The organism is Luteimonas sp. Soil_C_5 (genome assembly GCF_057656615.1).
The window spans coordinates 795,309-820,469 of the sequence record NZ_JBDGKA010000001.1 but is presented as its reverse complement, the minus strand read 5'-3'; the positions used below and the strand labels follow the sequence as shown (position 1 = coordinate 820,469).

The following is a 25,161-nucleotide window of genomic DNA, read 5'->3' as shown; positions in this document are numbered from 1 at the left end:
CCGCTCGAGATGGCGCGTCATGGGTTGAATGGAGGGCGTCCTGTCTGCGCGGCCCGGAGCGTCGCCACCCGCGTCCACCCGATGCGCGCACGGCGCACCGGTAGGAGCGCGCTTGCGCGCGAGGGCGTTCCTCAGAGAATCCTCATCGCGCGCAAGCGCGCGCCTGCATCGGTGCTCAGGTCACCGCTTCATCTTCCGCACTGACGGGCGATCCTCGGCGCCTCACGCGCAGCTGCCTCGCGATGCACCGCCAGGGCCGCGCGGATCGCCAGCGCGTCCCAGAAGAGAAAGTCTCCAACGCCCAGTCCGGCGGACGAAGGCCCACGGCTGACCCGCACGACCTGCGTATCCCTCGGACCCGGTGGCCGTCGCCACGCCTGTAGGAGCGCGCTTGCGCACGAGAGGCTACTCCGGGGAAATCTCCAAGGCGCAGTCGCACCCGAAATCGGCGCCGAGGACGGCCGGCAGCCTGCGACGAATGCCCACCCAAACGCCCGCACCGCCCACTGCACGCCTCCCAGCCCCCGTCGCGGCACCTGCGACCCGCCAGGTCCAGCCTGTCCGCTTCACGTCATCCAACGGGTGCACACTGCGCCCGGGGGATCCGTCAGGCCGGTGTCAGACGCCGGCTGCGTTCAACGCAGGCACGGAGGAAGCAGCATGGCGACCCGACAGACCGGCGCACGCAGGGCGCCACGCGATTCCACCCCCACGCCGCGGCTGCTCGACGCGCGCCCGGACACCGCGGATTTCCGCGACCGCATGTTCGAACCCACGCTGGTCGACGTGCCCAGCGAGATGCCCCTGGCGCGCTTCAGCCGGCTCGGCGTGCCGGTGCTCGACCAGGGCGAAGCGGGCGCCTGCACCGCCTATGGCCTGGCGACCGTCGCGCATACGCTGCTGCGCCGGCGCCAGCCCGAGCCGGTCACCGCGCGCATGAGCACCCGCATGCTCTACGACATGGCGCGCCGTTACGACGAGTGGGAAGGCGAGGACTACGACGGTTCCAGCTGCCGCGGCGCGATGAAGGGCTGGCACCGACACGGCGTCTGCGCCGAAGACTGCTGGCCGGACACCACCGGCCCGCTGCACGAGGTCTACACCGAAGAACGCGCGCGCGCCGCGCAGGCGCATCCGCTCGGCGCCTATTACCGCGTCAACCACAAGGACCTGGTGGCGATGCACGCCGCGTTCGCGGAAGTCGGCGTGCTCTACGCGTCCGCCGCCGTGCACGACGGCTGGCTGTCGCCGCCGAAAACCGGGGTGGTCGCATGGACCGAACAGCCGGTCAGCGGTTATCACGCCTTCGCCATCGTCGGTTACGACCGCGACGGTTTCTGGATCCAGAATTCCTGGGGCACCGCCTGGGGCAAACGCGGTTACGGCTGGATCAGCTACGACGAATGGCTGCAGCGGGGCACCGACGTCTGGGTGGCGCGTCTCGCCGTGCCGGTGCGCCTGCAGCGCGTGCAGGCGGTGGCGGCCAGCAATTCCGCGCTGGCGCGGCAGTCGAACGGCTACGCGCAGGCCGACCTGCGGCCGCACATCGTCAGCCTCGGCAACGACGGCCGCCTGCGCACCGGCGGGCGCTTCGGGACCAGCCAGGACGCCGTACGCAACCTCATCCGCGACGACCTGCCGCGCATCACCCGCGACTGGCCGAAGAAGCGCGTCATGCTCTACGCGCACGGCGGACTCGTGCCCGAGCAGGCCGCGATCCAGCGCGTCGCCGACCTGCGCGAACTGATGCTGCCGCAACAGATCTATCCGCTGTGCTTCGTCTGGAAGACCGATGTCTGGAGCACGCTCGGCAATCTGCTGCGCGATGCCGTGCGCCCGCGCACCCAGGGCCTGCTGGACGAGGCCAAGGGCCTGCTGCTGGATCGCATCGACGACACCATCGAGCCGCTGGCGCGCGCGCTCGGCGGCAAGGCGATGTGGGACGAGATGAAGGAGAACGCGCGCCTTGCGACGACGGCCGTCATCCGCAACGGCGATCAGCTCACCGAAGCCGGCGGCGCCGCGCAGGTCGCGCGTCTGCTGGGCGAATGGATGCAGGCCGATCCCACCGTCGAACTGCATCTCGTCGGCCACAGCGCCGGCGCGATCCTGCTCGCGCCGCTGGCGCAACTGCTCACCACCGACGGCCTGGTCTTCGCAGGCCCCGCCGCCAGCATGCAGGGCCTCGGTCAGCGCATCGCCAGCCTCAACCTGTGGGCGCCGGCGATGACGATGGCGCTGTTCGAAGAGAGTTTCGCGCCCGCCTTGGCGGACGGGAGGATCGCGCACGCCGGACTCTTCACCCTGAGCGACCGCGCGGAACAGGACGACCATTGCGCCCGCATCTACAACAAGTCGCTGCTGTACCTCATCGCCCACGCCTTCGAGGCGCGCGCCCGCAGCTGGGTGCGCCCCGAATACCGGCATGGCACGCCGCTGCTGGGCATGGCGCGCTTCATCGAATCCAACGGCGCCATCCGCGACCTGCTGGCGACCGGCAAGCTCGACTGGATCCAGGCGCCGGTACAGGGCGATCTCGCGCATGCGGCGGATGGCAGCGCGGCGACGAGCCACGGCGGCTTCGACGATGACGCTGCGACGCTGCAGGCGACGCTGTGCCGGATTCTCGGCGAGCGCAGCACGACGGCGCCGGTGCGGATCCACCGGTCGGAGGCGGGGTTGGCGGATTGCCGGGCGCGGTTGGACGAAGCGTTAGCGCAAACGGGCCGGCGATGATCTGGGCCGTTTGACCCGACGCGCAAGTCGCTGGCTCCGGCGTGACCAGACATGCGCTTGTCGAAAGCCGACGGAGCGACGGGAGGTCAATGCAAATGCTGAAGTTCGTCATTCCCGCGAAGGCGGGAATCCAGTGCTTTCGCTTTCAATGGACTGGGAGCCCCTGGATTCCTGCTTTTGCGGAAATGATGAAACGGACAGACTCGATCAGCGCTGCCTCCAAGTTGATTCGTGGTGCTAGAGCCTTCAGCGTGAAGGCCAAAGTGGACGGTCAGCCGTCCGGCTTTCAAAAGCGCTTGCGGATAGACCGAAGGTTCGTCTGCGCAAAGTCAACGGAGTCCTGGTGTCTTCCTGCCGTCGCCCCAGCGGCTTTCAACAGACGCATGTCTGGCCATGCCGGGCCCGTTCTCATTTTCGTGTTTCGAGGCGTCGCAGATGCATCGGGGCGCCGCCTGCGTCAAGAACACTGCCGCCTTGGCGGGCTGCCCCTTACCAGCGTGGGCCATCGCACAACACCCGACTGACGCCCGTCAGACATCCCGTCGAGTCCAATGGCACCCCCGTCGCAGATCAACCCTGCCATGCCCAGTTCCGATTCAGGCAGCCACATCGACACCCTCTGGACCATCGGTCACTCGACGCGGTCCTGGGACGATTTCCTCGCGTTGCTCCTCCACTGGCGCATCGAGGCCATCGTCGACGTGCGCCGGTTCCCGGGCTCGCGTCGCTATCCCTGGTTCGCCAGCGAGACCATGGCGGAGCAGCTGACGGCTGCCGGCATCGGCTACCACTGGCTGCCGCAACTCGGCGGTCGTCGCCGCGCCCAGCCGGGCTCACCGAACGGCGCATGGCGCAGCAACGCGTTCCAGGGCTACGCCGATCACATGACCAGCGATGAATTCGCTGATGGTCTGTCGCGGACGCTCGCCGTCGCCGCACAAAGCCTCACCGCGCTGATGTGCGCCGAGGCGCTGTGGTGGGGCTGCCACCGGCGTCTGATCGCCGATCTGCTGACCTATCGCGGCGTCGAGGTCTGCCACATCCTGGACATCGGCAAGGTGCAGCCGCACGTGATGCATCCGGATGCGCGGCCTGCCGGGGCTGATCTCGTCTATCCGCCGGCGCAGGCGGGCTTGTTCTGAGTCGGACGGCTCAGGGCGCGTCCAGTGACGCCTGCAACGCAGTCGCCAACGCGGCATCGCCGCTGACCAGATCCGTCCAGCGCAGTTCGAGGCCCTTGCGCTTGCCTTTGGGGACGAGCTTCAGCCCGTCGGGATCGATGGTCAGCGAATAGGCGTCTTCGCCGATGCGGACTTCGCGCTTGAGAGGTTTGTCGAGTGGGGTCATGGGCGGGGTCTGCCGGGTGGGTTTTGCGCGCGATGCGTCTGTCGGGAGGCCAGGGGAGATGCCGTCCGCAATCGCGGTCGTCGCGGAAGTGGCCGGGACCTGGCGTGAGCAGGCGTTCGGTTGTTGAAAGCGCCCAGGGCGGCGGGCTGAACTTGCGTGTTTCCTTCGTCTGCGAGGGGAGTCGCGCACCATCAAGCGGTATCCCGTCTTTCGCTGGATGACGGAAAGCGCCTTGGCATCTTCAGTCGTCGCCCCGGCGGCTTCAACTGACACATGTCTGGTCGAGCGGGGGCCATGTTGATCCTCAGTTCGACGCCACGCCACGCCGGGTCGCGTCGCGTATCGCACGTACCGCGACCTCACGGCATAAGCGCACAGCGACCCGCCAGACACGCGAAGCAAACCGGCTTGACCGGCGCACGCCGGGGCGCCGAACCCTTGCTGGGCGGCCTGACACAGCCCACACCGCAACGCCCTCGAATCCCTGAAAATTGCCGCACCGCAGCATATTTTCAACTGAAAACGTCAAGGCCCCCGCCGCTACAATCGACGCCTCTTTTGTACCCGCAGGAGCGCGCCATGAGCACGCCGGCCAGCCAGATCGATTCCACCGCCACCGCCGCCCAGTCCGACGCCTCGCCGCTGCGCTTCGTCACCGCCGCCAGCCTGTTCGACGGGCACGACGCGGCCATCAACATCATGCGGCGGCTCATCCAGTCGCAGGGCGCGGAGGTCATCCATCTGGGCCACAACCGCAGCGTCGAGGACGTGGTGCGTGCGGCGCTGCAGGAGGATGCCGACGGCATCGCGCTGTCGAGCTATCAGGGCGGCCACGTCGAGTACTTCAAATACATGGTCGACATGCTGAAAGAACGCGGCGCCGGCCACATCCGCGTCTTCGGCGGCGGCGGCGGCACGATCACGCCCGAGGAAATCCGCGAGCTGCAGGGCTACGGCGTCGAGCGTATCTATCACCCGAACGACGGCATGAAGATGGGCCTGGTCGAAATGATCGAGGACGTCGTGGGCCGCGCAGGTGCGGCGCGTGATGCGGCGGCCGGAAGCCGGGATTCGGCCGAGCAGGCGCCCGACATCGAAGACGAAATCGGCATCGGCCGCGTCCTCAGCGCCCTCGAAGACGGCGTCTACTCCGAATCCGAACTCGCCCTGATGCGCAAGGGGTGGGCAAGCCGCTCTGCCAAATCCCAAATCCCAAATCCCCAATCCCCCCCGACCACGCCCGTGGTCGGCATCACCGGCACCGGCGGCGCGGGCAAGTCCTCGGTCACCGACGAGCTGCTCAACCGCTTCCTCGCCAGCTTCCCGCAGATGCGCATCGCCGTGATCTCGGTCGATCCCACGCGTCGCCGCAGCGGTGGCGCCTTGCTCGGCGATCGCATCCGCATGAACTCGCTGCGCAGCCATCGCGTCTACATGCGCTCGATGGCCACGCGTCGCCAGAATGTCGCCACCAATGCGGTGCTCAAGGACTGCATCGGCTTTCTCAAGAGCCTCGCCTACGATCTCGTCATCGTCGAAACCGCCGGTATCGGCCAGTCGGACTCGGAGATCGTCGATCTCGTCGATTTCCCGATGTACGTCATGACCAGCGATTACGGCGCGGCCAGCCAGCTCGAGAAGATCGACATGATCGATTACGCCGAGCTGATCGTGCTCAACAAGTACGACAAGCGCGGCGCCGAGGACGCCCTGCGCGATATCCGCAAGCAGTGGAAGCGCAACCGCGTCGCGTTCCAGACCGCCGATGCCGACGTGCCGGTGTATCCCACTATCGCCAGCCAGTTCAACGATCCCGGCGTGACCTGGATGTTCGACAACCTGTGCCGCCTGCTGCGCGAGAAGACCGGCGCCGGCAACGCAGGCCAGTGCAGCTTCCAGCCCGGCCTCGACACCTCGCTCAAGGAGCCGCGCGCCACCGTGCTGATCCCCGGCGCGCGCGTGCGCTATCTGGCCGAGATCGCCGAATCAGGCCGCCGCATCAACAGCGACATCGAGCGCCAGGCCGAAGCTGCCGACCGCGCCCAGGCCATGTGGCAGGCCTTGCAGGAACTGGGCGACGACCAGCTGCCGAAGGCGCTCGATCTCTACCACTCCGATGATGTTGCGCCCGAACGTGTCGCCGCGCCTGCGCCCGTCAACGGGGCGGGCGGCGTGGCGCCTGCTGCCGTTGTCGACAGCCCGTCTCCGGCCGTGCCCGCCGAACCCGAACAGGCAGGCGTCGTCGCGTCCAGCACCGTCGACCGTTCGCTGCTCACCCTGCGCCAGCGCTACAACGACGCCATCCAGGCTCTCAGCAGCGAATCGCTGAAACTCCTGCGCGAATGGCCGCAGCGCCTGAAATCCATCACCGACGAATTCACCGAGTACCAGGTGCGCGACAAGTCGATCAAGGTCGACAACTACCGCGACTCGCTGAGCCACCAGAAGATCCCCAAGATCGCCGCGCCCACCTACAAGAGCTGGGGCGAGCTGCTGACCTTCCTGGGCAAGGAAAACCTGCCGGGCAGCTATCCCTACACCGGCGGCGTGTACCCGTACCGCCGCACTGGCGAAGACCCGATCCGCATGTTCGCGGGCGAGGGCACGCCCGAGCGCACCAACCGCCGCTTCCATTACCTGTCCGTCGGCCAGCCGGCCGCGCGCCTGTCCACCGCCTTCGACAGCGTCACCCTGTACGGCGAAGACCCGGCGCCGCGCCCGGACATCTACGGCAAGATCGGCAACTCGGGCGTCAACATCCCCACGCTCGACGACATGAAGAAGCTCTACTCCGGCTTCGACCTGTGCGCGCCCACCACGTCGGTGTCGATGACGATCAACGGCCCCGCGCCGATGATCCTGGCGATGTTCATGAACTGCGCCATCGACCAGCAGATCGAGAAGTACCTCAAGGCGGACGACGCCCGCTGGAAGGAGGCCGAAGCCAAACTCGCCAAGCTGTTCGAAGGCCGCGAGCGCCCGCGCTATCACGGCGAACTGCCGCCCACCAATGACGGTCTTGGCCTGAGCCTGCTGGGCGTCTCCGGCGACCAGATGGTGGACGCCGACACCTACGCCGACATCAAGGCCCGCACCCTCGCCACCGTGCGCGGCACCGTGCAGGCCGACATCCTGAAAGAGGACCAGGCCCAGAACACCTGCATCTTCAGCACCGAGTTCGCGCTGCGGATGATGGGCGACATCCAGCAGTACTTCGTGGACCGCAAGGTCCGCAATTTCTACTCGGTCAGCATCTCCGGCTATCACATCGCCGAAGCCGGCGCAAACCCGATCAGCCAGCTCGCTTTCACCCTGAGCAACGGCTTCACCATCGTCGAGTACTACCTCGCGCGCGGCATGCGCGTGGATGACTTCGCGCCCAACCTGTCGTTCTTCTTCTCCAACGGCATGGACCCGGAATACACCGTCATCGGCCGCGTCGCCCGCCGCATCTGGGCGCGCGCCATGCGCGAGCGCTACGGTGCCAACGAGCGCAGCCAGATGATGAAGTACCACATCCAGACCAGCGGCCGGTCCCTGCACGCGCAGGAGATCCAGTTCAACGACATCCGCACCACATTGCAGGCGCTCTACGCGCTGTTCGACAACTGCAACAGCCTGCACACCAACGCCTACGACGAAGCCATCACCACGCCGACGGAAGAAAGCGTGCGCCGCGCCGTCGCCATCCAGATGATCATCAACAAGGAAATGGGGCTCAACTTCATCGAGAACCCCTGGCAGGGCAGCTTCGCCGTCGACTACCTCACCGACATCGTGGAAGAGGCCGTCTACAAGGAGTTCGAAGCCATCAGCGAGCGCGGCGGCGTGCTGGGCGCCATGGACACCATGTACCAGCGCGGCAAGATCCAGGAAGAGTCCATGTACTACGAGCACAAGAAGCACGACGGCTCGTTGCCCCTGGTGGGCGTGAACATGTTCCTGCCCAAGGAACACGCCGGCGAGATCGCCACCGAGATCGAACTGATTCGCAGCACCGAAGAAGAAAAGGGCCAGCAGATCGAGAACGTCCGCAACTGGCAGCAAGGCCGCAATGCCCTCGCGCCGAAGGGCGAGACCTCACACGCCCACCAAGCCGACGCCGACGAACAGGCGCCGATGGTCCATGACGGGCATGGTCTGGCGTATCTTCAGAACGCTGCGCGGGAACGGCGCAATGTGTTCGAAGCACTGATGGAAGCAGTGAAGACGCATAGCCTGGGGCAGATCAGCCATGCGTTGTATGACGTGGGTGGGGAGTACCGAAGGAATATGTGAGAGCCCAGTAGTGCAGACAGATATCTGTCGAAAACGGGCTTTTATGGACAATCTAACGAATATTGAATAATAATTTCAGGGACGACTGATGGCAAAAAAGCGCAAGGTCGATAGTGATCTTAATTATCTTAGGGCATCATTAAGCCACGGCAGAGGACGGCGAGCTCTAGGTGAATTGAGAGCTAGGACTCCACTAGCAAAGATCTCGACTTATGTGACAGCAGTTTACCGCACTCCCTCAAAAGCTCGATATCCTATTCTGGCTGGGATTTTAAGGCAGTCAAAGACGGTTCTCGCTGTGAAGCCATATTCATCGCTCCCTCTAAAATTAGAGGTCGAGTGGGCGTTCGCGCAAGTCGAGCGATGGAAGAGCTCGTTGAACAGTTTCTTGGAGGGGAAGCGTCGCCTTCAATCATTGATTATTGAAGAGCGGTGGCCCCAAGCATTAGCGGAACTTGATCTAATAGAAAAGCAATTCGGCCTTTCTGGTTGGCTGATTGCCTCACGATTAGCCGTGCTGCATAGATGTAAAGGCCAGGAAGCTCAGAAGGAATATACAGCCGAACTTATTAAGACACATGCAGGTCTGCCCATAGCCATCGCTCACCTGTGTAGCCAAAGAAATGAAGATGCGGTGTCCATTAATGGATATCTTGCGAGAGCAGAAGAGATAATTGCCGATTGGCGGCTTGACCAAGATTGGGAAGTATATTTGAGGTGGGTGGCTCTTGGAACTCATCCAAAGAGCAAAGATGATTATGTAACTCTTCTTACCGTGGCAGGCACGGGCTCCATAATTGACCTTTACGAAGCAGTAGTATTTGTTGTCGAAAGCGGATTTATGGGGTGGATCGGGTCTGGCTTTGATGTATCCCTTAAATCTTTTGCGAGATTTGATGGGATTTCTGATCCGAGAATCGCAAGATACATCGAGAATAGTGGCGATCTTCCTTCGGTTCTGCAATCTGCGCGCGAAGTTACTAAGCTGCTAACTGCCACTCGCTCTGGTAGTAAAGCGGCGAGTTCAGAGGCACCAACTCAGATTTCTAGGCTTCTAACCTCGCTTTCAAGCAGGGATGAGGCGGCCCCAGATAGCTTTCAAGAGGCTCGAAAGTATGCGTTGGCCTTCGGCTTCATCCCGCTGGGAACGATTGTCGGAACCTATTCGGAGGCCGTTGTCGCGAAGGGGCATTTCCAATCTAGCCGCCTTCGAGAGGCTCTTAGAAATACATGTGGGGTCGAAACAATCTGGAGTGAGGGTTTGCAAGACCGCGAAAGGATGTTTGATCAAATATCCGCACCCGGAGCAGATTCTCTACTTGTAAAAGAGCTGTGTGCTCAGCTTGAGTTCGGCGATTACTTCGATAAGGTGTCCTCTTCAAAATCTAGGTTTTTAGTTGAGGCGGATGGCGGTGATTGGTGGTCGGCAATCTGCATAGCCGTAAGCTGTATTGTCAAATACCCGGGGTCCGCGGATGAGTTTGCGTTGGCTGAGCTCTTGGTTAACAAGGCGTGGGGGGAATTAAAAGCAAAGTCTTCAACTTTAGAGTTGGCAATATCTTTAAGTTTTGCATTACGTCAAATTCATAGTGAATCTGAGCGGCAGCGTTTGCATAGGCATTTGCAGCAATGCGCCCTCAGAATTCTGAGAGTAAGTGGGCTTGAAAATTATTCAGACCTGTCAGAACTAAATGACTCTGAGGGTCTTATGATCTGCTTTCTGAGGCGCGCTTGCGTTGAAAGCGTGATGGAAGTTAACACTAATATTGGTAGCTCAAGAGCGCTTTCAGAAGAGAGGATGCGAATCTGCCAGGAATTGACCTTGTTAGATCCAGAACACGGCAATCAGTACTTGGATGAGATCCGCCAGATTACTTTTGGCCTCGAGTTGGAAGAGGGCGTGCGTCACTTCGACAGTAGTCGACTATTCGTAAGTGCGGACGGGTTGCTTAAGTGGGCCCAGGAGTACTTGTCAGAAGACTACCTAAGATACATGTCCTTACGTGGATCATCAGTTCCGGAGGCCGCAGAAATTCAGGCTGCTCTTCTTAGCATCCAGATGGCTGAGGAAGGCGCTGCAATCCCGCCCGTTCTCTTGGGGCGGCCGAAAACCGAAGCTGACCGACTGCTCACAGATATAGTGCAAAGGTTGTCTCGACAGTTCTACTCAAACCCAGTTTTTGGACTGAACGCATTTCTGAGTCTGAGGATAAGGCACGGCAGTTTTGCGGGTCACCTTCGAGGTGCTTTGGAGGAGCTTTCCGTAATCTGTTCTAAGGTGGACGGAGTTGATTATGCAAAGATCGATCGCTGGGATCAAACGAGGGATGTAATCGGGCCCCAGAAATCGGCGATCCTAGATAATCTTTTCCGCGAATTCTCGGAGGAAGTGGATCATCGGATAGGATTTATCGTTGAGGACCTACTTCAGATCAGAACGGAAAGTAAGCCGGATGGGGCATTTGATGATGCGGTCCCGTTGGTTCTGATAAACGGGCTGAAGGGAAGTATGTCAGAGAGTACGTCTTTGCCGGATTTAGTGGAGATATGTGTTTCTAACTTTAAGACTTCGCTTAACCCGGCGTTAGACAGAATTAGATCTGAAATTTCGAAAAGCCTTAAGGCGGATTTGGATCGAACTTTGCAAGAATTGAGAGTTAATCTCGAGGTTCTCAGCGAGGATCCTGCAATGCGTGTTATTTCAGATGCGCTTGGTAGAGCTCGAACCAATCTCGCGATCGCTGCGGACAAAGTTTCGATCTGGTTCCGGCCTTTAGGAAAGGAAGCCTCTGATAGAAGTTATACGATTGAACAGATTGTCAAGATGGGCGAAAAGTTGACAACTAATGCTCGTCCTACATTTCAACCTGTAACTCACCTAAAGATCGACGGCAGAATACCGTCTCTCACAGCTCAGTCAGGCGCATTCGTTCTTGCTGATGCTTTATTCATTGTTTTTGATAATGTGTACTTACACTCTGGGGTTGATAATCCGGTCGAAATCAGAATTGATGTTTCTATTTCTGATCGAGGAATGCTTTTCTTCTCGATAGAAAATGATGTCTCTATATCTGACGTAGCTGAATCACAGCAGAAGCTAGAGAGGATAAGAAATCAGCTCGAGTCAGGTGAGTTTAGGAAGCGTGTCGCAGGTGAAGGAGGGACAGGTTTTTTCAAGCTACGTCGTCTGGGGGAATCGACTGTTTTCGAGGGGCGATCTAATATTAGTTTTGATCTGGATGGCGAGCGTTTTCGGGTTGATTTGCTTATGCCTCTTCTGCTGCGCGATGTCTACGAGGAGTTCGTGAATGAAGATTCTTGTCGTTGAAGATGATGAGTTTAAGCGGAAGAGTGTTGATCTCCTGCTCAGACAGGAATTCCCGGCCTGCGAAACTATTTTTTCTAGATCTATATCATCCTCCATGCGGGAGCTTGAATCCTTTCCTGACATAGAGGCGGTTATTCTGGATATGTCGCTGCCGACTTTCGACGTCGGTCCTGGGGAGTCGGGGGGGCGGCCTCAAGGATTTGGAGGGATATCTGTGATTCAGCATATAGAATCATTGGATATGACCACTAAGGTCGTGGTTCTTACGCAGTTCCTTCAGTTCGGTGAAGGCGAGGCATCACTGGATATCGACAAACTCGAAGCTCTGATACGAACTGACTTTCCAGATAACTTCGTAGCATTGATTCGATACGGCGCCGGTTCCGAAAAGTGGAGGCATGATCTGGCGAACGAGCTCAAATTAATTGTGGGAAGTGTATAAAATGTCGCAATTGAGAGTTCTTGTTGTTGAAGATGAACTTACAAAGCGTGCAGATGTCGTTGGATCAGTTCTGCGAGGGGATCAGAGCGCGGTGGTTGTCGAGGCAGGGTCGCTGATCGAGGCAAGGAAAGAGCTGGCATCGGGTTCTTTTGATCTTCTTGTGCTTGATATTGCGTTGCCTACCTATCCAGATGGCGAGCTAGTTCGGGATGCTGGATCAACGCTTCTGAGAGAGGTTATGGATTATGACCTTTACCCCCATCCAAAGTACGTAATCGGCGTCACGGGTTATCAAGATTTATCTGAAACTTTCGATGCAGACTTCAGAGAGAGATTTTGGACTTTGCTATCCACGGCTGACGCCAGTTGGAAAGATCGTATTTCTAAGTTTGTGGAGCATCTAAGTAGATCCCTCTCTGATTATCGAAGGGCGCCTCTCGTAGATGTCTGCATCTTGACCGCGTTGGCGGCTCCTGAGCTCGAGGCGATCTTGAGCCTTCCGCTGGAGTGGCAGGAGCCCATAAGGCTTGATGAGTCTACGTATTATCGCTTAGGCGAGATAGAGACTGTCGACGGCACTAGACTGTCAGTTGCTGCGGGGTGTTCGCTGAGAATGGGGCCAGTGAGCGCAGCAGTTCTCGCGTCAAAATTTGTTTCTACATTACGCCCGCGAATTATTTGCATGTCAGGCATTTGCGCAGGCGTTAGAGGGGGTTGCGAGTTGGGGGACATTGTCGCTGCTTCTGAGGTTTGGAGTTGGGAGTCTGGAAAGTTGGTGGGTGCTAGTGGTAGACCCTTTGCGCCCGAGCCGGTTTCTATAGCTACACCTGAGCCGGTTCTTGCAGCTTTTCAGCAGTTGCAGCAAGATCGCGCTTCACTTGATTTAATTAAGAGCCAGTATCCGGGTTCGAAACCTTCTCACTCGCTGAATATGCGAATTGCACCTATGGCTTGCGGTGCGCCAGTGGTAGCTGATGCTGAGGTCGTGCAGAGGATTGTGGAGGTCAACAGGAAGACTTTAGCCATTGAGATGGAGTCTTTTGGTGTTATGGCCGCTGCTCGTTCTTGGAGTGGAGGTCGCACCACAAGTTTCTGCGTGAAGTCGGTTTGCGACTTTGCGGATGAGCATAAAGAGGATTCCTGGCAGCACTACGCCGCATTCACTAGTGCGAATGCGCTTGCCACAATCCTTAGGAGTTACGGTCATACTTTCCTCGCATAAGCCTGAGCCCGATCTCGCGAGGTCCTTTATCTGAGATTGCATCGTTAGGTCTATCCATTTACGGCGCTGCCGTTCCGATAGTGATTTTTTGGAAATAATCGATAACGGTACAGGTTCACTTACTCGTCGTGCTTGGTCGAGAAAAATGACGGGGTCAGGTTCACTTATTTAGGATGACGCCGCGCAAGCGGCGACGTAGGCCAGCCAGGGGGACGGCATGCGACAGGGATTGAAGCGGGTGACGCATCGTCGGGACGATGCGTTGACAGGGGTGCGGTGGGACCGGCTTGAGCATCTGCTCGCCGCGTACTACCGGGAGTCGGGCTATCAGGTCGAGCATGTGGGGACGGGCGCATCGGCTGGTCGGTTCGATGGCGGTGTCGATCTGAAGCTGCAACGCGAAGGACGGGTAGTCCTGGTGCAGGTGAAGCACTGGAACGCCTACAAGGTGCCGCACAACGAGGTGCATCAGCTGATCGGGCTGATGGTCAACGCGCGCGCCGATGCCGCGATCCTCGTCACCAGCGGTGAGTTCACCAAAGCCGCGATCGAGGCCGCGACCCGCAACGGGCTGGTGCAGCTGATCGACGGCGACGAGCTTCGCGCCATGCTGGGGCCGTTGCCGGAAGCGCCGCCCGCAACACGCACCGCCGACAGTCTGGCCGCGCAGGTCGGGGAACACTTGCTGCACGCTGCCATGGATCGCGCCTTGCCGGCCGGCCGCAAGGCGGCAACGTCCTGGGCCAAGGCCACCGCCGCAACGCTGGCGCTGAAGGGCTTTGCTCTCGTAGTGATGCTGCTGGTCGCCTATCAGGTCATCCAGGCGCTCAGTCGGAATCTCGACCAGAGCCTGCAGGCCGTCGGCCGACCTGCGACAGCGGCCATCCAGCGTCCCGCGCCAGCGCCCCAGTTCGTGCCGTCGCGCTCGGCCGTCGCGTCCACGCCCGCAGTCGCGAGCTTCTGCATCGACCACGATCCGCGAACCGGTACCAGTGTCGACCGCTGCGTCGAACACGCGGCACGCCCGAAGCCAACCCTTGCAGAAGTGCGCGAGTCTCAGCGCAAGGCAGATGCCGCGATGGAGGTGCTGCGCGCTTCGACACCCGAAATGTGAGAACGGATTCCGCGCCTTCGGTCCACCGGGCGCATCACAGCGCTTCACCCAGGAAACGAGATGAACGCACATGCAGAGCAGGGTCACATCGCAGCATCCCCGGCCACGGAGGGCCGTAGCGCCATCGGCAGGTTCTTCGACACGTTGATCGGCACGATTTTCGTCATGCTGCTAGCCGTTGGCTTGATTGCGCTGACCTCGACGTGGCAATCGAGCGATCTTCTGTTCGAAGGTTCGGACCGTGTGCTGGTCACTCAGACCAGCTGGTGGGGGTTGCAGCGCAAGGTAACGGTGCTCGAGGCGTCCCAGATCGACGGCTGGACCATCATCGAAGAGAACGGCGATCGACTTCCAATGCGCAGCCAGTCCATGAGGCTGCCCAGATGACGAGATGGTCCCGCGTTGATCAGTCGGCTGCGCTCGCTTGCCGGCACGTGCGCACGGCGCTTCTGGTCGGGGCACTGCTGGTGTGCTGGCCTGCGCTAGCCCGCGACGATTCGGAAATCAGCGATGCAGACGCCAACGCATCGGCTGAAGCGTCCGGCCGGACGATCTACACGCATTATCGAGCGATCGAAGCGGTGCGCGCGGCGATGGATGCTGATCAGACCATGCGCGAGGACGATCGCGTGGCAGGCGAGATCACCCTGGGCTACGGGGGACAGATCCACGTCACCCTGCTGGATGACGCATCCGCTGCGCTCTATCGGGCAGCGGTCTCGACCGACGGCGTACTCGCGGCGCCAATCGAGGCACTGCCGGCTCCGGCCGAGCTGTCCTAGAACGAGAGAGCGGCCGTGCAGGCCCGCACGACGGCATTGGCATTCGATTTGCCGCGATGCGGAGACGCTTACGACACGGTGGTGCTGCCGTCGAGCGTGGAGGCGCAGTGGGTGGTCTTCTTGATTCCGCGACCTTCGCAAGGCGTGGTGCGGCTGGGCGGCTCGAACCGTGTAGAAACGGAAGGCGATGTGGTGACGGCGTGGCGTCCCTACACGCGGAGCTGCATTGACCTCAATCCAGCACCCAACGCAGTCGCCATGATCGTCACGCATCTGCTCGACCCAGCTCCGACCGAGATCCACGTGTTCTGGAGTCTCTGGAAGGGGAAGCCGTTCTACGTCACCACCGTAAAGAACGGCCTCTGGAAAGTTGAAGACGGCCGTATCACCGCCGTCGAAGACTGATCGGCTTCGTTTTGCGCCCGAATCGATTTGACTTACCCATGCCGTATCCAACAACGGGGTCAAGTTCACTCATCTAGGATGACGCCGCGCGAGCGGCGACGTAAGCCGGTCAGGGGACGACATGCGGCCGGCAATATAGAGGGCAAGTCCACTCATAAGTAGTGAGCCACTAGCTTGAATCACGTGACCTAAATGCTTTGCTCAACCGGGCCAAACTAGAATTGAGCCAGCACATGCGTAAGTTCAAAGCCTTTGCGCATCGAAAGTTGGATGTCATGGCGATCGCGCTCTACCTCTACCTCGTGGCCGCTATCGCGATGGCCGTATTGGGCATCGACCTGACCGGTATAGTGCACGACGCACTGCTCCCGGATCAGGCGAGGTTCCAAGCCCTTTGGTCGCGAAATCGTGCCCTCGACTACATGCCAAGCTTGTTCTTTGGGATGCTTTTTCTGTATGTGCCGGTGCTGCTTGCAAATCTTGCATGGTTTCGAAGGCGCTTGACCTGGACCGCTCCCAGCATGGTGCCAATGGAGTATTGGCGGCTGTCGTTGGCGTGTTTGGTTTTGGGCGCAGGCGCGCCTGTGATGCTGTTTCTGGCGCTTGGCGTCAGTTCGGCAACTAGTTTAAGAACGGCCGCGTTTCTTGAGTTCGCATCGCGTAGTGATCTAACTGTTGCAGCAATTTTCTTTTTGACTTTCTGGATATCGGCGCTGCTTCTTCCCGGGGCCTACTTCTTTCTCAGATTGGCTCGGTATTACCGATGACAGCGGGCAAGAACGAGGTCAGGTTCCTTTATCCGTCTTGGTTGGTCGAGGAGCAGGTCGGACGCCTGCGAAGCGCTTCCTCTTGGCTTCGACCATGGTGCGGAAGTCGTCGCGGCCCCAAGCGTGCTGTTTTTTGAGGGTGCTCGCGGATCGCGGTGAGGTCTTTTTCGGTCACGGCTTCATTGAGCAGTGTCCCGCCAGCGGCGTGCGCGCATGAGCGGATCGGAATCGAGTGCCAGCCATGCCGGGGGAGCGTCAGCATCGATCCTTTGCGTCACCTAAATGGGCGGCGTAACTGGACCAGCGCCAGGCGGCCGCATCGTCGGTGATGCGGGCACGTACCGGATTGAGTTCGATGTAGCGCTGGCAGGTCAGCACGCAGCGTGCCGTTCCGGATGCGGTGCGCGCATCGGTCGGGTCTGTAGATGGCTGGCCGGTCGAATGATCGGAGCGTCGGAGAAGTGAACCTGACTCCGCTCAGCCTTCCTGTCCGAATTGCACAGCACAACGCGTTATTTCCGGCATCTAGGGGACGCCCTAGGTGCGTAAATCAGCACATTTCACATGCCGTTTATGTATTCCAATCTCGCCTGAAGGTGCACGGTATTCATGGCAAAAACGCCGCTATATTCCGGTCTCCCCCCGAAGCAGGAGAACTCGAATGTCGCTTACCCAGCAGCATAAGAAGACGGCACAGATGATTGGTGTGGCGCTTGTCGCAGCCGTGGGACTTGGCGGTTGCGCCACCTACAAGGAAGACTTCGCACGCATCGACTCGCGCCTGGACACCCTCGACACGCGGGTGCAGGGCGCGGCCCAGAGCGCGGAATCCGCCAACCAGTCGGCGACGCAGGCCAACCAGCGTCTGGATCAGATGGAACGTCGCGTCCAGCAGCTTGAAACCGCACCGCGTCGCACGCCGCGCGGTTGATCTGATCGGACCGGGACCCGTTGGCCTGCTGGCCACGGGTCCCGGTGTGTCACCCGTCTTTTCGAGGAGTTGTCCCATCGCCACGTCCACACACCCTGCGATGCGGGTCTTCCACACGGCGCTGTTGCTCGCGTTGTCATCCGCCAGCGTCGGGGTGGCGATGGCCGAGGACACCGTGGCGCCACAGGCCGCCTCGGCCAACCAGCTTCCGCCCGGCCAGGAGGTCTCCGACACGGTGATCGAGCTTGCGGGCTGGGTCATCGCCGCCAATGACAACCACGGCTATCCGTTCATGGTGATGGACAAGGCCGCAGCGCAGGTGCTGGTATTTGGCGGCGACGGCAAGCTGCAGGGCGCGGCCCCCGGGCTGTTCGGGTCGGCGGTCGGCGACCATGCAGCGCCCGGCATCGCAGGTCTTGCGCTGCGTGAAATTCCGGGGCGTGATCGCACCACGCCGGCCGGTCGCTTCGTGGGCGGCTATGGCCCATCGATCGACGCCGGGCGTGTGCTCTGGGTGGACTACGATTCGGCGGTCTCGCTGCACCCCACCGCGAGCGGTACGCCGGCCGAGCGACGCGGGGAACGCCTCGCATCGCCGACGCCGGACGACAACCGCGTCACCCACGGTTGCATCAACGTCGACACCGGCTTCTACGAGCTGGTTGTCCAGCCGACATTCGAGAAGGGCGGCGTGTTCTACATCCTGCCGGACAAGGATTCGATGGCGGAGACCTTCCCGGATTTTGCGCAGAGTCGCGAGGCGGGGAAGGGCGACGACTGATTCGGACAGCAGTGCGTGGGGTTTGGTGCACTCGACGAAAAGACCGCGATCGACTTTGCGTAAAGCAACACGCGGATTGGGGCCGCAGGTCTCCGGAGCGATCGAGCGCAATTCGCGAGGCATGCATGGGAACGCGCCGCGTCGGCAGGCAGTTCCGCAAACGCGTGAACCTGGCGCCGTTGCGGCGCTAGACTCTGCCCATGCCCACCCCCGACCCGTCCAAGCTAGACCGCATCGTCGCCGAGGCGCGCCGCAGTGCCGAGCAGCGCAACGCCGGCTATCGTGAGCGGGCGCTGAAGATGTACCCGTGGATCTGCGGCCGCTGCGCGCGCGAGTTCACGCGCGTCAATCTGCGCGAGCTGACGGTGCATCACCGCAACCACAACCACGACGACAATCCGGCCGATGGCAGCAACTGGGAGTTGCTGTGCGTGTACTGCCACGACAACGAGCACTCCCGGCAGCTCGACCACACCGGCGTCAGCGCACGGAACGCGGAGGACGCACCAGCCGCGGCGACGTCGAACCCGTTTGCGGATCTGAAGGCGCGGCTTGAAAAGAGCCGCGTCTGACCGGGAAGGCTGAAGATAAGCACCGGGGTTTCGGTAGAGATGTCCCGGTGGCCGGTCCACCTGATGCACGTCGCGGCACATGCGGTCTCCTCCCAAACGCTGTGATTGCATCCGCAGCAAAGCGGTGGAACTCGATAAAGCACGCTCCGCTTTGGAAGCTTTCTTCCACGTCCTGCCGGAGTCGTCCTTCGGGCCGAGGCTTCCACGCTGCGGCGTCTTTGCTCCGAAGCCCTGATGCATTTCGATTTGTTGCGGATCCTGATCGAATTCTTGCGGTTCTCCGCCATCTGCCGCGCGGCATTCTGATGCCGCATCCATCCTTGTTCTCCAAGGCCGTGTCGCTGAAGGCTGGTGGCTCGCACCGAGGCGCAGCCCGGCAGGCCGATCACTGACAGGAGAGCTGGATGATCCTCTATGACGCCAACGCGCCGGGTCCGAACCCGGTCGTCGTCCGACTGTTCGTGCATGAGCGCAAAGGGCTGCGATTCGACGTGGAAACCATCGATCTCATCGGTCTGGAGAACCGTCGCCCGGCGTATCTGCGGAACATCAATGCGAGAGGCGAGGTTCCCGCGCTGCGCCTCGACAGCGGAACGATCATCACCGAGATCACGGCGATCTGCGGCTACCTGGACGAGATCGCACGTGGCGGTCGACGCCTGTTTGGCGAGACGCCGGAGGAACGCGCGGTCATCCACATGTGGACCCGTCGGGCCTATCTGGAAATTGTGATGCCATTCGTGTCGTGGTGGCGCGGCACCGAGGCGGCGGAAAACGCGTATCGCGGCCACCGCATCCTGATGCCGGAAGCGCGGCGCTCGCATCGGCTGCTGGCCGACAGCGGCCTCAACCAACTGGACAACGACCTCGGAGGCCGAGACTTCATCGCGGGCGATGACGTGACGATGGCCGACATTCTGCTGTATGGCTTTATGGGCGCGAATATTGCGACCGGAGAGATCCCATGGATCGCAGCGCCGCAGCGCCCCAATGTCACCGCGTGGCTGGCGCGCATGGCCGCGCGTCCGAGCAGTGGTCTGATGATGGAATCGCTGGCCTCGCGCGTCGACAACTGAGACCGCGGGTTGCCGGCAGCGCCGCACGGCAGATCCCCGCCAGGACGGATCAGGCGGGCGAGCGTTCCGCGCGACGTTGCCGGTACTCGGACGCAGTCATCCCGGTTGCGCCTCGAAAGGCAACCGCAAAGTTCGATGTGCGAACAAAGCCGGTGCAGACTGCGATCCGTGCAATGGACGTGTCGGAGGTGGCCAGCAGCGTTCGTGCGGCTTTCAAGCGTTCCCGGAGGAGATACGCATGGGGTGACATGCCGGTTTCAAGCCGGAACAGCCGCGAGAAGTGGAACTTGCTGATGCAGGCCACCGCTGCCAGCTGTTCCAGCGACAGCGGGTCGGCATACCTCTGCTGGATGCAGGCGATGGCGCGTGCAATGCGGGGATCGTAAGGGCCGGCCGTCTTGCCTGCCGCAGCAAGCCTGTGCGTGAGCAGAAGATGCGTGGACAGCCAACGCACCGTCTCCCGCCCGTACAGATCCGGCGCGCCGCGCTTCGCAGCCGAGAGCAAACCCGTCAGTACGCCCGCGACTGCGGGATCGGCGAACGACAGTGACGGAACTGCGCGCTGCAGCGGCATACCCGTTGTCGTGAGCTGACAGGCCGCTGCTGAGATGGTGTCGGCCGGGATGAAGAGATGGATGGTCTCGATCGGCACCTCGCTTCGCCAGCGCAGCTCGTCCACATCGCCGGCTGCCGTCACTGCGATCGCGCCGACGTTCGCTTCCGTCTTGCACCACTGGCCGTCCACGCGCACCTCGGTCTGGTGCGCGCCGCGCAGCACCATCGAAATGCGCAGATCCGACGAGGGCCGCGTCTCGAACGCGGTGGTGCCGGCGGGCCAGTGCATCTGCTCGATCAGCGCGGAGCGCCAGCCTGTGCTGGCGCTGCTCGCCAGCGTCCTGCCAGGCAGTGCACGCTGGCCCACGAGGCTGGCGCGGTCATAGGGCCGCAATGCATCAGCTGTGAGCTCGAATCCGGGCATCGGCTGACGATACGGTTGCGATGCCGTCCTGTCCAAGCGCGGTGACAAGTTCGAGCGACGTGCCGACATGCGCGACTCGAGTAAAGGATGCTTCCTTGAGTGCGACGATGGATTATGCTTCTGCCGGGTGCGGCTGGCCATCGCACGCGTGTGAAAGGGGAGGCCTGCGAAAAATTCAGGGGATGACGATGAAGACGACTTCAATGTTGGCTGCGGCCGTGGTCGTGGGGCTGTTGTCGGTTGCGACACCTGCCTACGCGCAGACAGCAGAGCCGACGCCCGTGTGCGTTGAAGACCGGCAGTGCCTGGCGATGTGACTGGCGGCAATCGAGGAAATCGAGGTGGCGACCGGGATGCGGGTCAGCAACCAGAACGACTCCGTGATCGAGACTTATGTGGCGGGTGACACATCCCGGAAGGGCACGATGTACGGCCGCGTGATCAAGCGGCCTTTGCCGTCGGGCGGATACGCCATCGTCGCGACGCTGGAGTGCAGCTATCGCAGCTGCCGGAATCTTCGCGAACCCGCGCTGGACGAGTTCAACCGACGCCTGACGGCAATTGGCCAACAGTTCGTGCCGGGCGCAGCCGCAGCCTCGCAATCCGGATACTGATTCACTCTGCCGAGAAACGGAGTCAGCTGCGCTTTCCTGTTCTGACGCCGCGCCAGTGCTGACACAGGCTCGCCCGGGGACGGCGTAGGACTGGGTTGATGCGTGTACCGCATCGTCGGACGACGCGCCGTTAGCGGTGCGTCGGCTGCGGAGCTTCAGTACGGGAAGCCGGTGCGATTCCGTTCAAACTTCGGCGGATGCCCCCGAGCAGGGGGAAGCTGAAAACGAGTGTCCGCCGGGGATGGCGGGCACTGACTGTGATGTTCACTACGTGGGGGCAAGGATGAAGCAGGTTGTTTTAAACAGGGCAGTTCTGGTCAGTGCGCTGGCCGTGGCATTGAGCGCATGTGGCGGTGGCAGCAACGTGCGGGCGGATAATCCGGGCACGCCGGCGACGCCTCCCACTACGCCGCCGCCACCTCCTCCGGCGCCGCCCATCACACCGACACCGCAGCCGGACAGGCCGGCCGAACCGGCCATCGACGCGCACCTGACCGTCACCCAGGCGGGGGCCGCCAGGACCGCCGGGCTGACCGGGGCGGGCGTGCGTATCGGCGTGATCGACTCGGGCGTCATGCGGGGTCATCCGACTCTGGCTGGACGCGTGGTCGGCAATCTCAATTACGTCGATCCGGGTACCAACAACCTCGGCGTCGACGACGTGCTTGGACATGGCACTTCGGTAGCGGAGCTGGCTGCGGGCACCGCCGTGGGCGCGTGGCCGGGCGGCATCGCTCCGGGCGCAGAAATCGTTTCTGCACGGATCGTCGCTGACAAGCCGCCCGCCGATGACGGCAGCGGCAACGGCAATGAGGTCAGTGGCGCCTTGGGCCTCGCCCGGGTCCACGCGGATCTCATGGCGGCCGGCGTCAAGATCATGAACAACTCATGGGGCGGTCTGTATTGGACCAACCCGGCCGCCACGTCGGCCATCGCTCAGGAGTATCGGCCGTTCATCAATGGCGGCGGGCTGGTGGTATTCGCTACCGGCAACGAATCCAAGGCCGACCCGTCCAGCATGGCGGCGCTGCCCAGCCAAACCGGTGCCAATGGCAGTTTGCCCGCAACCGACCTGGCGCGCGGCTGGCTCAGTGTGACCGCGGTGGACTCCACCGATCCAGGCACGCTGGCGTCCTACGCCAACGCTTGCGGCGTGGCCGCCAACTATTGTCTGGCCGCACCCGGTGCGGCCGTGTTCGTCGACCCGGCGTACACCGGGGCCAACGGCGGCACACCCAGGTATCTGTGGAATTACGGCACATCGTTCGCGGCTGCGCAGGTGTCCGGCGCTGCGGCGCTGGTGTGGCAGAAGTACCCCTATTTCGACAACGACCTGGTACGTCAGACCCTGCTGGGCACCGCCACCGATCTGGGCGCGCCCGGCGCGGACAGCACCTTCGGCTACGGCTTGCTCAACATCGCCAAGGCCATCAATGGCCCCGCGAAGTTCGAATGGGGCGACGTCACGGTCAACAACACGATCCTCGGCCTGAATTCAGCGTGGAGCAACGACATCAGCGGCAGTGGCGGCTTGATCAAGCAAGGGCCGGGTGCGCTGGGGTTGTCGGGCACCAACACCTACACGGGTGATACGCGGATCGAGCGCGGCACGTTAGCGCTGCGCGATGGCGGGTCCATCACGTCCGACGTGGTGGTGGTGCCTCAGCCGGCCAACACGATCAACGCTGCGCTGCAGTTCATGGGCACGAGCCGGGTCAAGGGCAACGTCGACAACGGCGCGTCGGTGGTCATGCACGACGCGAACATCGAGGCCACAATCGACGGCAACTATCTGCACCGCAGCGGCGCGCGTCTGATGGTCGCGCTGGGCGGCAGTCCGCTCGACATTACGGGCACAGCCACGCTGCAGGGCGGCGATGTCCACGTGTCCAACATTCTTCGCGGCTACGTCGCTGCCGACGGCCGCAGGCAGACCGTATTGACCGCTGGGCAAGGCCTGATCGGCACTTTTGACGAAGTCACGAGCGGCCTTTTTCCCGGTACTTTGATCTCTGCGTCGCTGTCGTACTCGCCCAACGATGTCGTGCTCACCACCGACCGCATCGACGTCACCCTGGCCACTCAGCAGGCCAACATCGGCGGCGCTGCATTGCGCACGGCGGCGCGCGTGGAGTCGGCCTTCGGCCTGCTCGATGGTGATGCCGGTGGCATCGTTCCGGCCAGTTTTTCCGACGGTGCTGGGCAGCTGCAGCAAGTGCATGGGGCTGGCGCGTTGCAGGCCAGCCTGGACAGTTTGTCCGGACAGGCACATGCACGCGCTTCGACGATGACCTTCGACAGTATCGACATGAGCCGGCGCGCACTCTCGTCGCGCTTCGATGACGTGCGCAACACGCCGCGCCTGCACGGCAGCTGGCAGAGCCAGCTGGGTGAAGTGGGACAGGGTAGCTTTGCTGGCAGTAACGGCGATACGCGTGGCTGGATGATCGGCCAGGACGCACTGATGGGCAGCAGCGTTGTGGGTTTTGCCTTTGGAGAGACCCGCAGCCACAGCAGCCGGGCATGGGGGCATGACCGCGGCCAGGACCGCCAGTCGCAAGCCCAGCTGTATGCAGGCTGGTCGCTAGGGCAGCGCGGTTACGCACTTGCCCAGTTCGGAGCTGGCCGCTACGCGCGTGATGTCGAGCGCCAGCTTCTTCTTGGCGCGGGCCAGTACGGCGTCAATGCGCGTTACGAAGGCGGGTTCAGCGCTGCCAGCGTGGAATCGGGTTATCGCTTCAATGCGTTGAGCGGGGCGATCATCCCGTATCTGGGCACGGAGTATGCGCGTGTGTCCAGCGATGGCTTCAACGAGCAGGGTGGGCTGGGGTTCGGTCTGCGCACGCGGGACAATGTGGCGACTCGCAGCCAGGCCCTTGCTGGCCTGCGTGCAGAGCGCGGTTGGCAGAGCTGGTCGCTGCGCGCCTACGCCGAGTGGCAGCAGCTGCTGTCCAGCGACGGCCTGCAGTCGCAGGCCAGCTTCGTGGCGCTGGACAGCTGGTCGCCGCTGGATGCTTTCGAACCGGCGCGTTCCGGTGGCCTGTTCGGTGTTTCTCTGCAGTCAAGGATCAGCCGTGCTTCGCAGCTGTCATTCGGCTACGACCAGCGGTTCGGGCCGCGTGGCGATTTGAAGCAAGTCGCGCTGCGGTACTCGGCAGCATTCTGATCATGGGGCGAGCCGGCCATTGGCCGGCTTCGCCGAACTGAGTGCCGGCGGCTGGCCGGCTTTTCGGTCAATGACGGAATAACGCGCCAGATTACTTGTCAGCCTTGTGGGAAGCGGGGCAGAAACGGGATCGGGTTCAGGGATCCGACTTGTACCGAATTCTTCGACGGCCTGGCTCGCCAAGCCCTGCAAATTGCTTTGGCGTGGCTTCGATCATCGTTGGAAGTGGTTGCGTCCTCAAGCGTCAGCTCGACCACACCGGCGTCAGCGCGCGGAACGCAGAAGACGCAACAGCCGCAGCGACCTCCAATCCGTTTGCGGATCTGAAGGCGCGGCTTGAAAAGACGCGTTCCTGAGCTGAGGGGCGTAGGCCGGCTTGGAGCTTCAGTCGAGCCGATGAGAGATTTATTTCACGCCAGTCGCGGGCACGGATTCCGCGGCAGATGAAGCAGGTCGAGCCGGTCCCGGTCGCCGAGGACACAGGGCAGCCGGTTGTTCCCACGCTGCGCGATGTGCCGCGGGACACCGGGCACACCAAGTTGCGCTTTCGGCCCCGCGCACAGCATGTTTCCGCCAGGAAAATCGAAGGGTCCGCAGTGTGCGGGCGCCAGCGTCCGAAAC

Annotated in this window: 19 protein-coding genes; 17 read left to right on the top strand and 2 right to left on the bottom strand. The window is 61.8% G+C overall.

Features of this window, described 5'->3' with window-relative positions:
* The first annotated feature begins 660 nt into the window (after nucleotides 1-660).
* Both AC3A5K_RS03995 and AC3A5K_RS03990 read left to right on the top strand, forming a co-directional pair.
* A complete protein-coding gene (locus AC3A5K_RS03995; protein ID WP_487616201.1) occupies nucleotides 661-2,736 on the top strand; it encodes a C1 family peptidase in 2,076 nt (691 codons plus the stop codon).
* Between the two features lie 551 nt (nucleotides 2,737-3,287).
* Nucleotides 3,288-3,878: a DUF488 domain-containing protein gene (locus tag AC3A5K_RS03990; RefSeq protein ID WP_487616200.1), complete on the top strand. Its 591-nt coding sequence runs from the start codon at nucleotides 3,288-3,290 to the stop codon at nucleotides 3,876-3,878.
* A 10-nt stretch (nucleotides 3,879-3,888) separates the two neighbouring features.
* Here AC3A5K_RS03990 and AC3A5K_RS03985 read toward each other — a convergent pair whose 3' ends face one another.
* The gene (locus AC3A5K_RS03985; protein WP_487616199.1) at nucleotides 3,889-4,083 is read right to left on the bottom strand and encodes a hypothetical protein; all 195 of its coding nucleotides are present in this window, start codon (nucleotides 4,081-4,083) and stop codon (nucleotides 3,889-3,891) included.
* A 579-nt stretch (nucleotides 4,084-4,662) separates the two neighbouring features.
* Between AC3A5K_RS03985 and AC3A5K_RS03980 the strand changes: the two genes are divergently transcribed.
* From AC3A5K_RS03980 to AC3A5K_RS03920, 13 genes are all read left to right on the top strand, one after another.
* Nucleotides 4,663-8,361 carry a methylmalonyl-CoA mutase family protein gene (locus AC3A5K_RS03980; RefSeq protein ID WP_487616198.1) on the top strand — a complete coding sequence of 1,233 codons (3,699 nt, stop codon included), beginning with the start codon at nucleotides 4,663-4,665 and terminating at the stop codon, nucleotides 8,359-8,361.
* A gap of 376 nt (nucleotides 8,362-8,737) precedes the next feature.
* Nucleotides 8,738-11,689 (top strand): hypothetical protein, encoded by a 2,952-nt coding sequence (locus tag AC3A5K_RS03975; RefSeq protein WP_487616197.1) that lies wholly within the window; start codon nucleotides 8,738-8,740, stop codon nucleotides 11,687-11,689.
* Nucleotides 11,670-12,131, top strand: a complete 462-nt coding sequence (locus AC3A5K_RS03970; protein WP_487616196.1) for a hypothetical protein — start codon at nucleotides 11,670-11,672, stop codon at nucleotides 12,129-12,131. The genes AC3A5K_RS03975 and AC3A5K_RS03970 overlap by 20 nt, the downstream gene beginning before the upstream one ends.
* A gap of 1 nt (nucleotide 12,132) precedes the next feature.
* Nucleotides 12,133-13,353 carry a phosphorylase family protein gene (locus AC3A5K_RS03965; RefSeq protein WP_487616195.1) on the top strand — a complete coding sequence of 407 codons (1,221 nt, stop codon included), beginning with the start codon at nucleotides 12,133-12,135 and terminating at the stop codon, nucleotides 13,351-13,353.
* Between the two features lie 217 nt (nucleotides 13,354-13,570).
* A complete protein-coding gene (locus AC3A5K_RS03960) occupies nucleotides 13,571-14,467 on the top strand; it encodes a restriction endonuclease (protein ID WP_487616194.1) in 897 nt (298 codons plus the stop codon).
* A gap of 60 nt (nucleotides 14,468-14,527) precedes the next feature.
* Entirely contained in the window at nucleotides 14,528-14,854 is a 327-nt protein-coding gene (locus tag AC3A5K_RS03955) for a hypothetical protein (protein ID WP_487616193.1), read from the top strand.
* Nucleotides 14,855-14,901: 47 nt separating this feature from the next.
* On the top strand, nucleotides 14,902-15,249 hold the full coding sequence (locus AC3A5K_RS03950) for a hypothetical protein (protein WP_487616192.1): 348 nt from the start codon (nucleotides 14,902-14,904) through the stop codon (nucleotides 15,247-15,249).
* 15 nt (nucleotides 15,250-15,264) lie between these two features.
* Complete coding sequence (locus AC3A5K_RS03945; protein WP_487616191.1) at nucleotides 15,265-15,654, top strand: hypothetical protein; 390 nt, start codon at nucleotides 15,265-15,267, stop codon at nucleotides 15,652-15,654.
* 233 nt (nucleotides 15,655-15,887) lie between these two features.
* Nucleotides 15,888-16,421, top strand: coding sequence for a hypothetical protein (locus AC3A5K_RS03940; protein ID WP_487616190.1), 534 nt, complete (start codon nucleotides 15,888-15,890; stop codon nucleotides 16,419-16,421).
* 661 nt (nucleotides 16,422-17,082) lie between these two features.
* On the top strand, nucleotides 17,083-17,352 hold the full coding sequence (locus AC3A5K_RS03935) for a hypothetical protein (protein ID WP_487616189.1): 270 nt from the start codon (nucleotides 17,083-17,085) through the stop codon (nucleotides 17,350-17,352).
* 100 nt (nucleotides 17,353-17,452) lie between these two features.
* Nucleotides 17,453-18,133: a hypothetical protein gene (locus AC3A5K_RS03930; protein WP_487616188.1), complete on the top strand. Its 681-nt coding sequence runs from the start codon at nucleotides 17,453-17,455 to the stop codon at nucleotides 18,131-18,133.
* A 200-nt stretch (nucleotides 18,134-18,333) separates the two neighbouring features.
* Nucleotides 18,334-18,705, top strand: a complete 372-nt coding sequence (locus AC3A5K_RS03925) for a YajD family HNH nuclease (protein WP_487616187.1) — start codon at nucleotides 18,334-18,336, stop codon at nucleotides 18,703-18,705.
* A 404-nt stretch (nucleotides 18,706-19,109) separates the two neighbouring features.
* Nucleotides 19,110-19,781: a glutathione S-transferase family protein gene (locus AC3A5K_RS03920; protein WP_487616186.1), complete on the top strand. Its 672-nt coding sequence runs from the start codon at nucleotides 19,110-19,112 to the stop codon at nucleotides 19,779-19,781.
* Between the two features lie 49 nt (nucleotides 19,782-19,830).
* On the opposite strand, the gene AC3A5K_RS03915 is transcribed toward AC3A5K_RS03920, so the two are convergent.
* Nucleotides 19,831-20,760 carry a helix-turn-helix domain-containing protein gene (locus tag AC3A5K_RS03915; RefSeq protein ID WP_487616185.1) on the bottom strand — a complete coding sequence of 310 codons (930 nt, stop codon included), beginning with the start codon at nucleotides 20,758-20,760 and terminating at the stop codon, nucleotides 19,831-19,833.
* 341 nt (nucleotides 20,761-21,101) lie between these two features.
* Here AC3A5K_RS03915 and AC3A5K_RS03910 point away from each other — a divergent pair, with 341 nt between their 5' ends.
* Nucleotides 21,102-21,374 (top strand): hypothetical protein, encoded by a 273-nt coding sequence (locus tag AC3A5K_RS03910; protein ID WP_487616184.1) that lies wholly within the window; start codon nucleotides 21,102-21,104, stop codon nucleotides 21,372-21,374.
* 283 nt (nucleotides 21,375-21,657) lie between these two features.
* A complete protein-coding gene (locus AC3A5K_RS03905) occupies nucleotides 21,658-24,540 on the top strand; it encodes a S8 family serine peptidase (RefSeq protein ID WP_487616183.1) in 2,883 nt (960 codons plus the stop codon).
* Nucleotides 24,541-25,161: the final 621 nt, after the last annotated feature.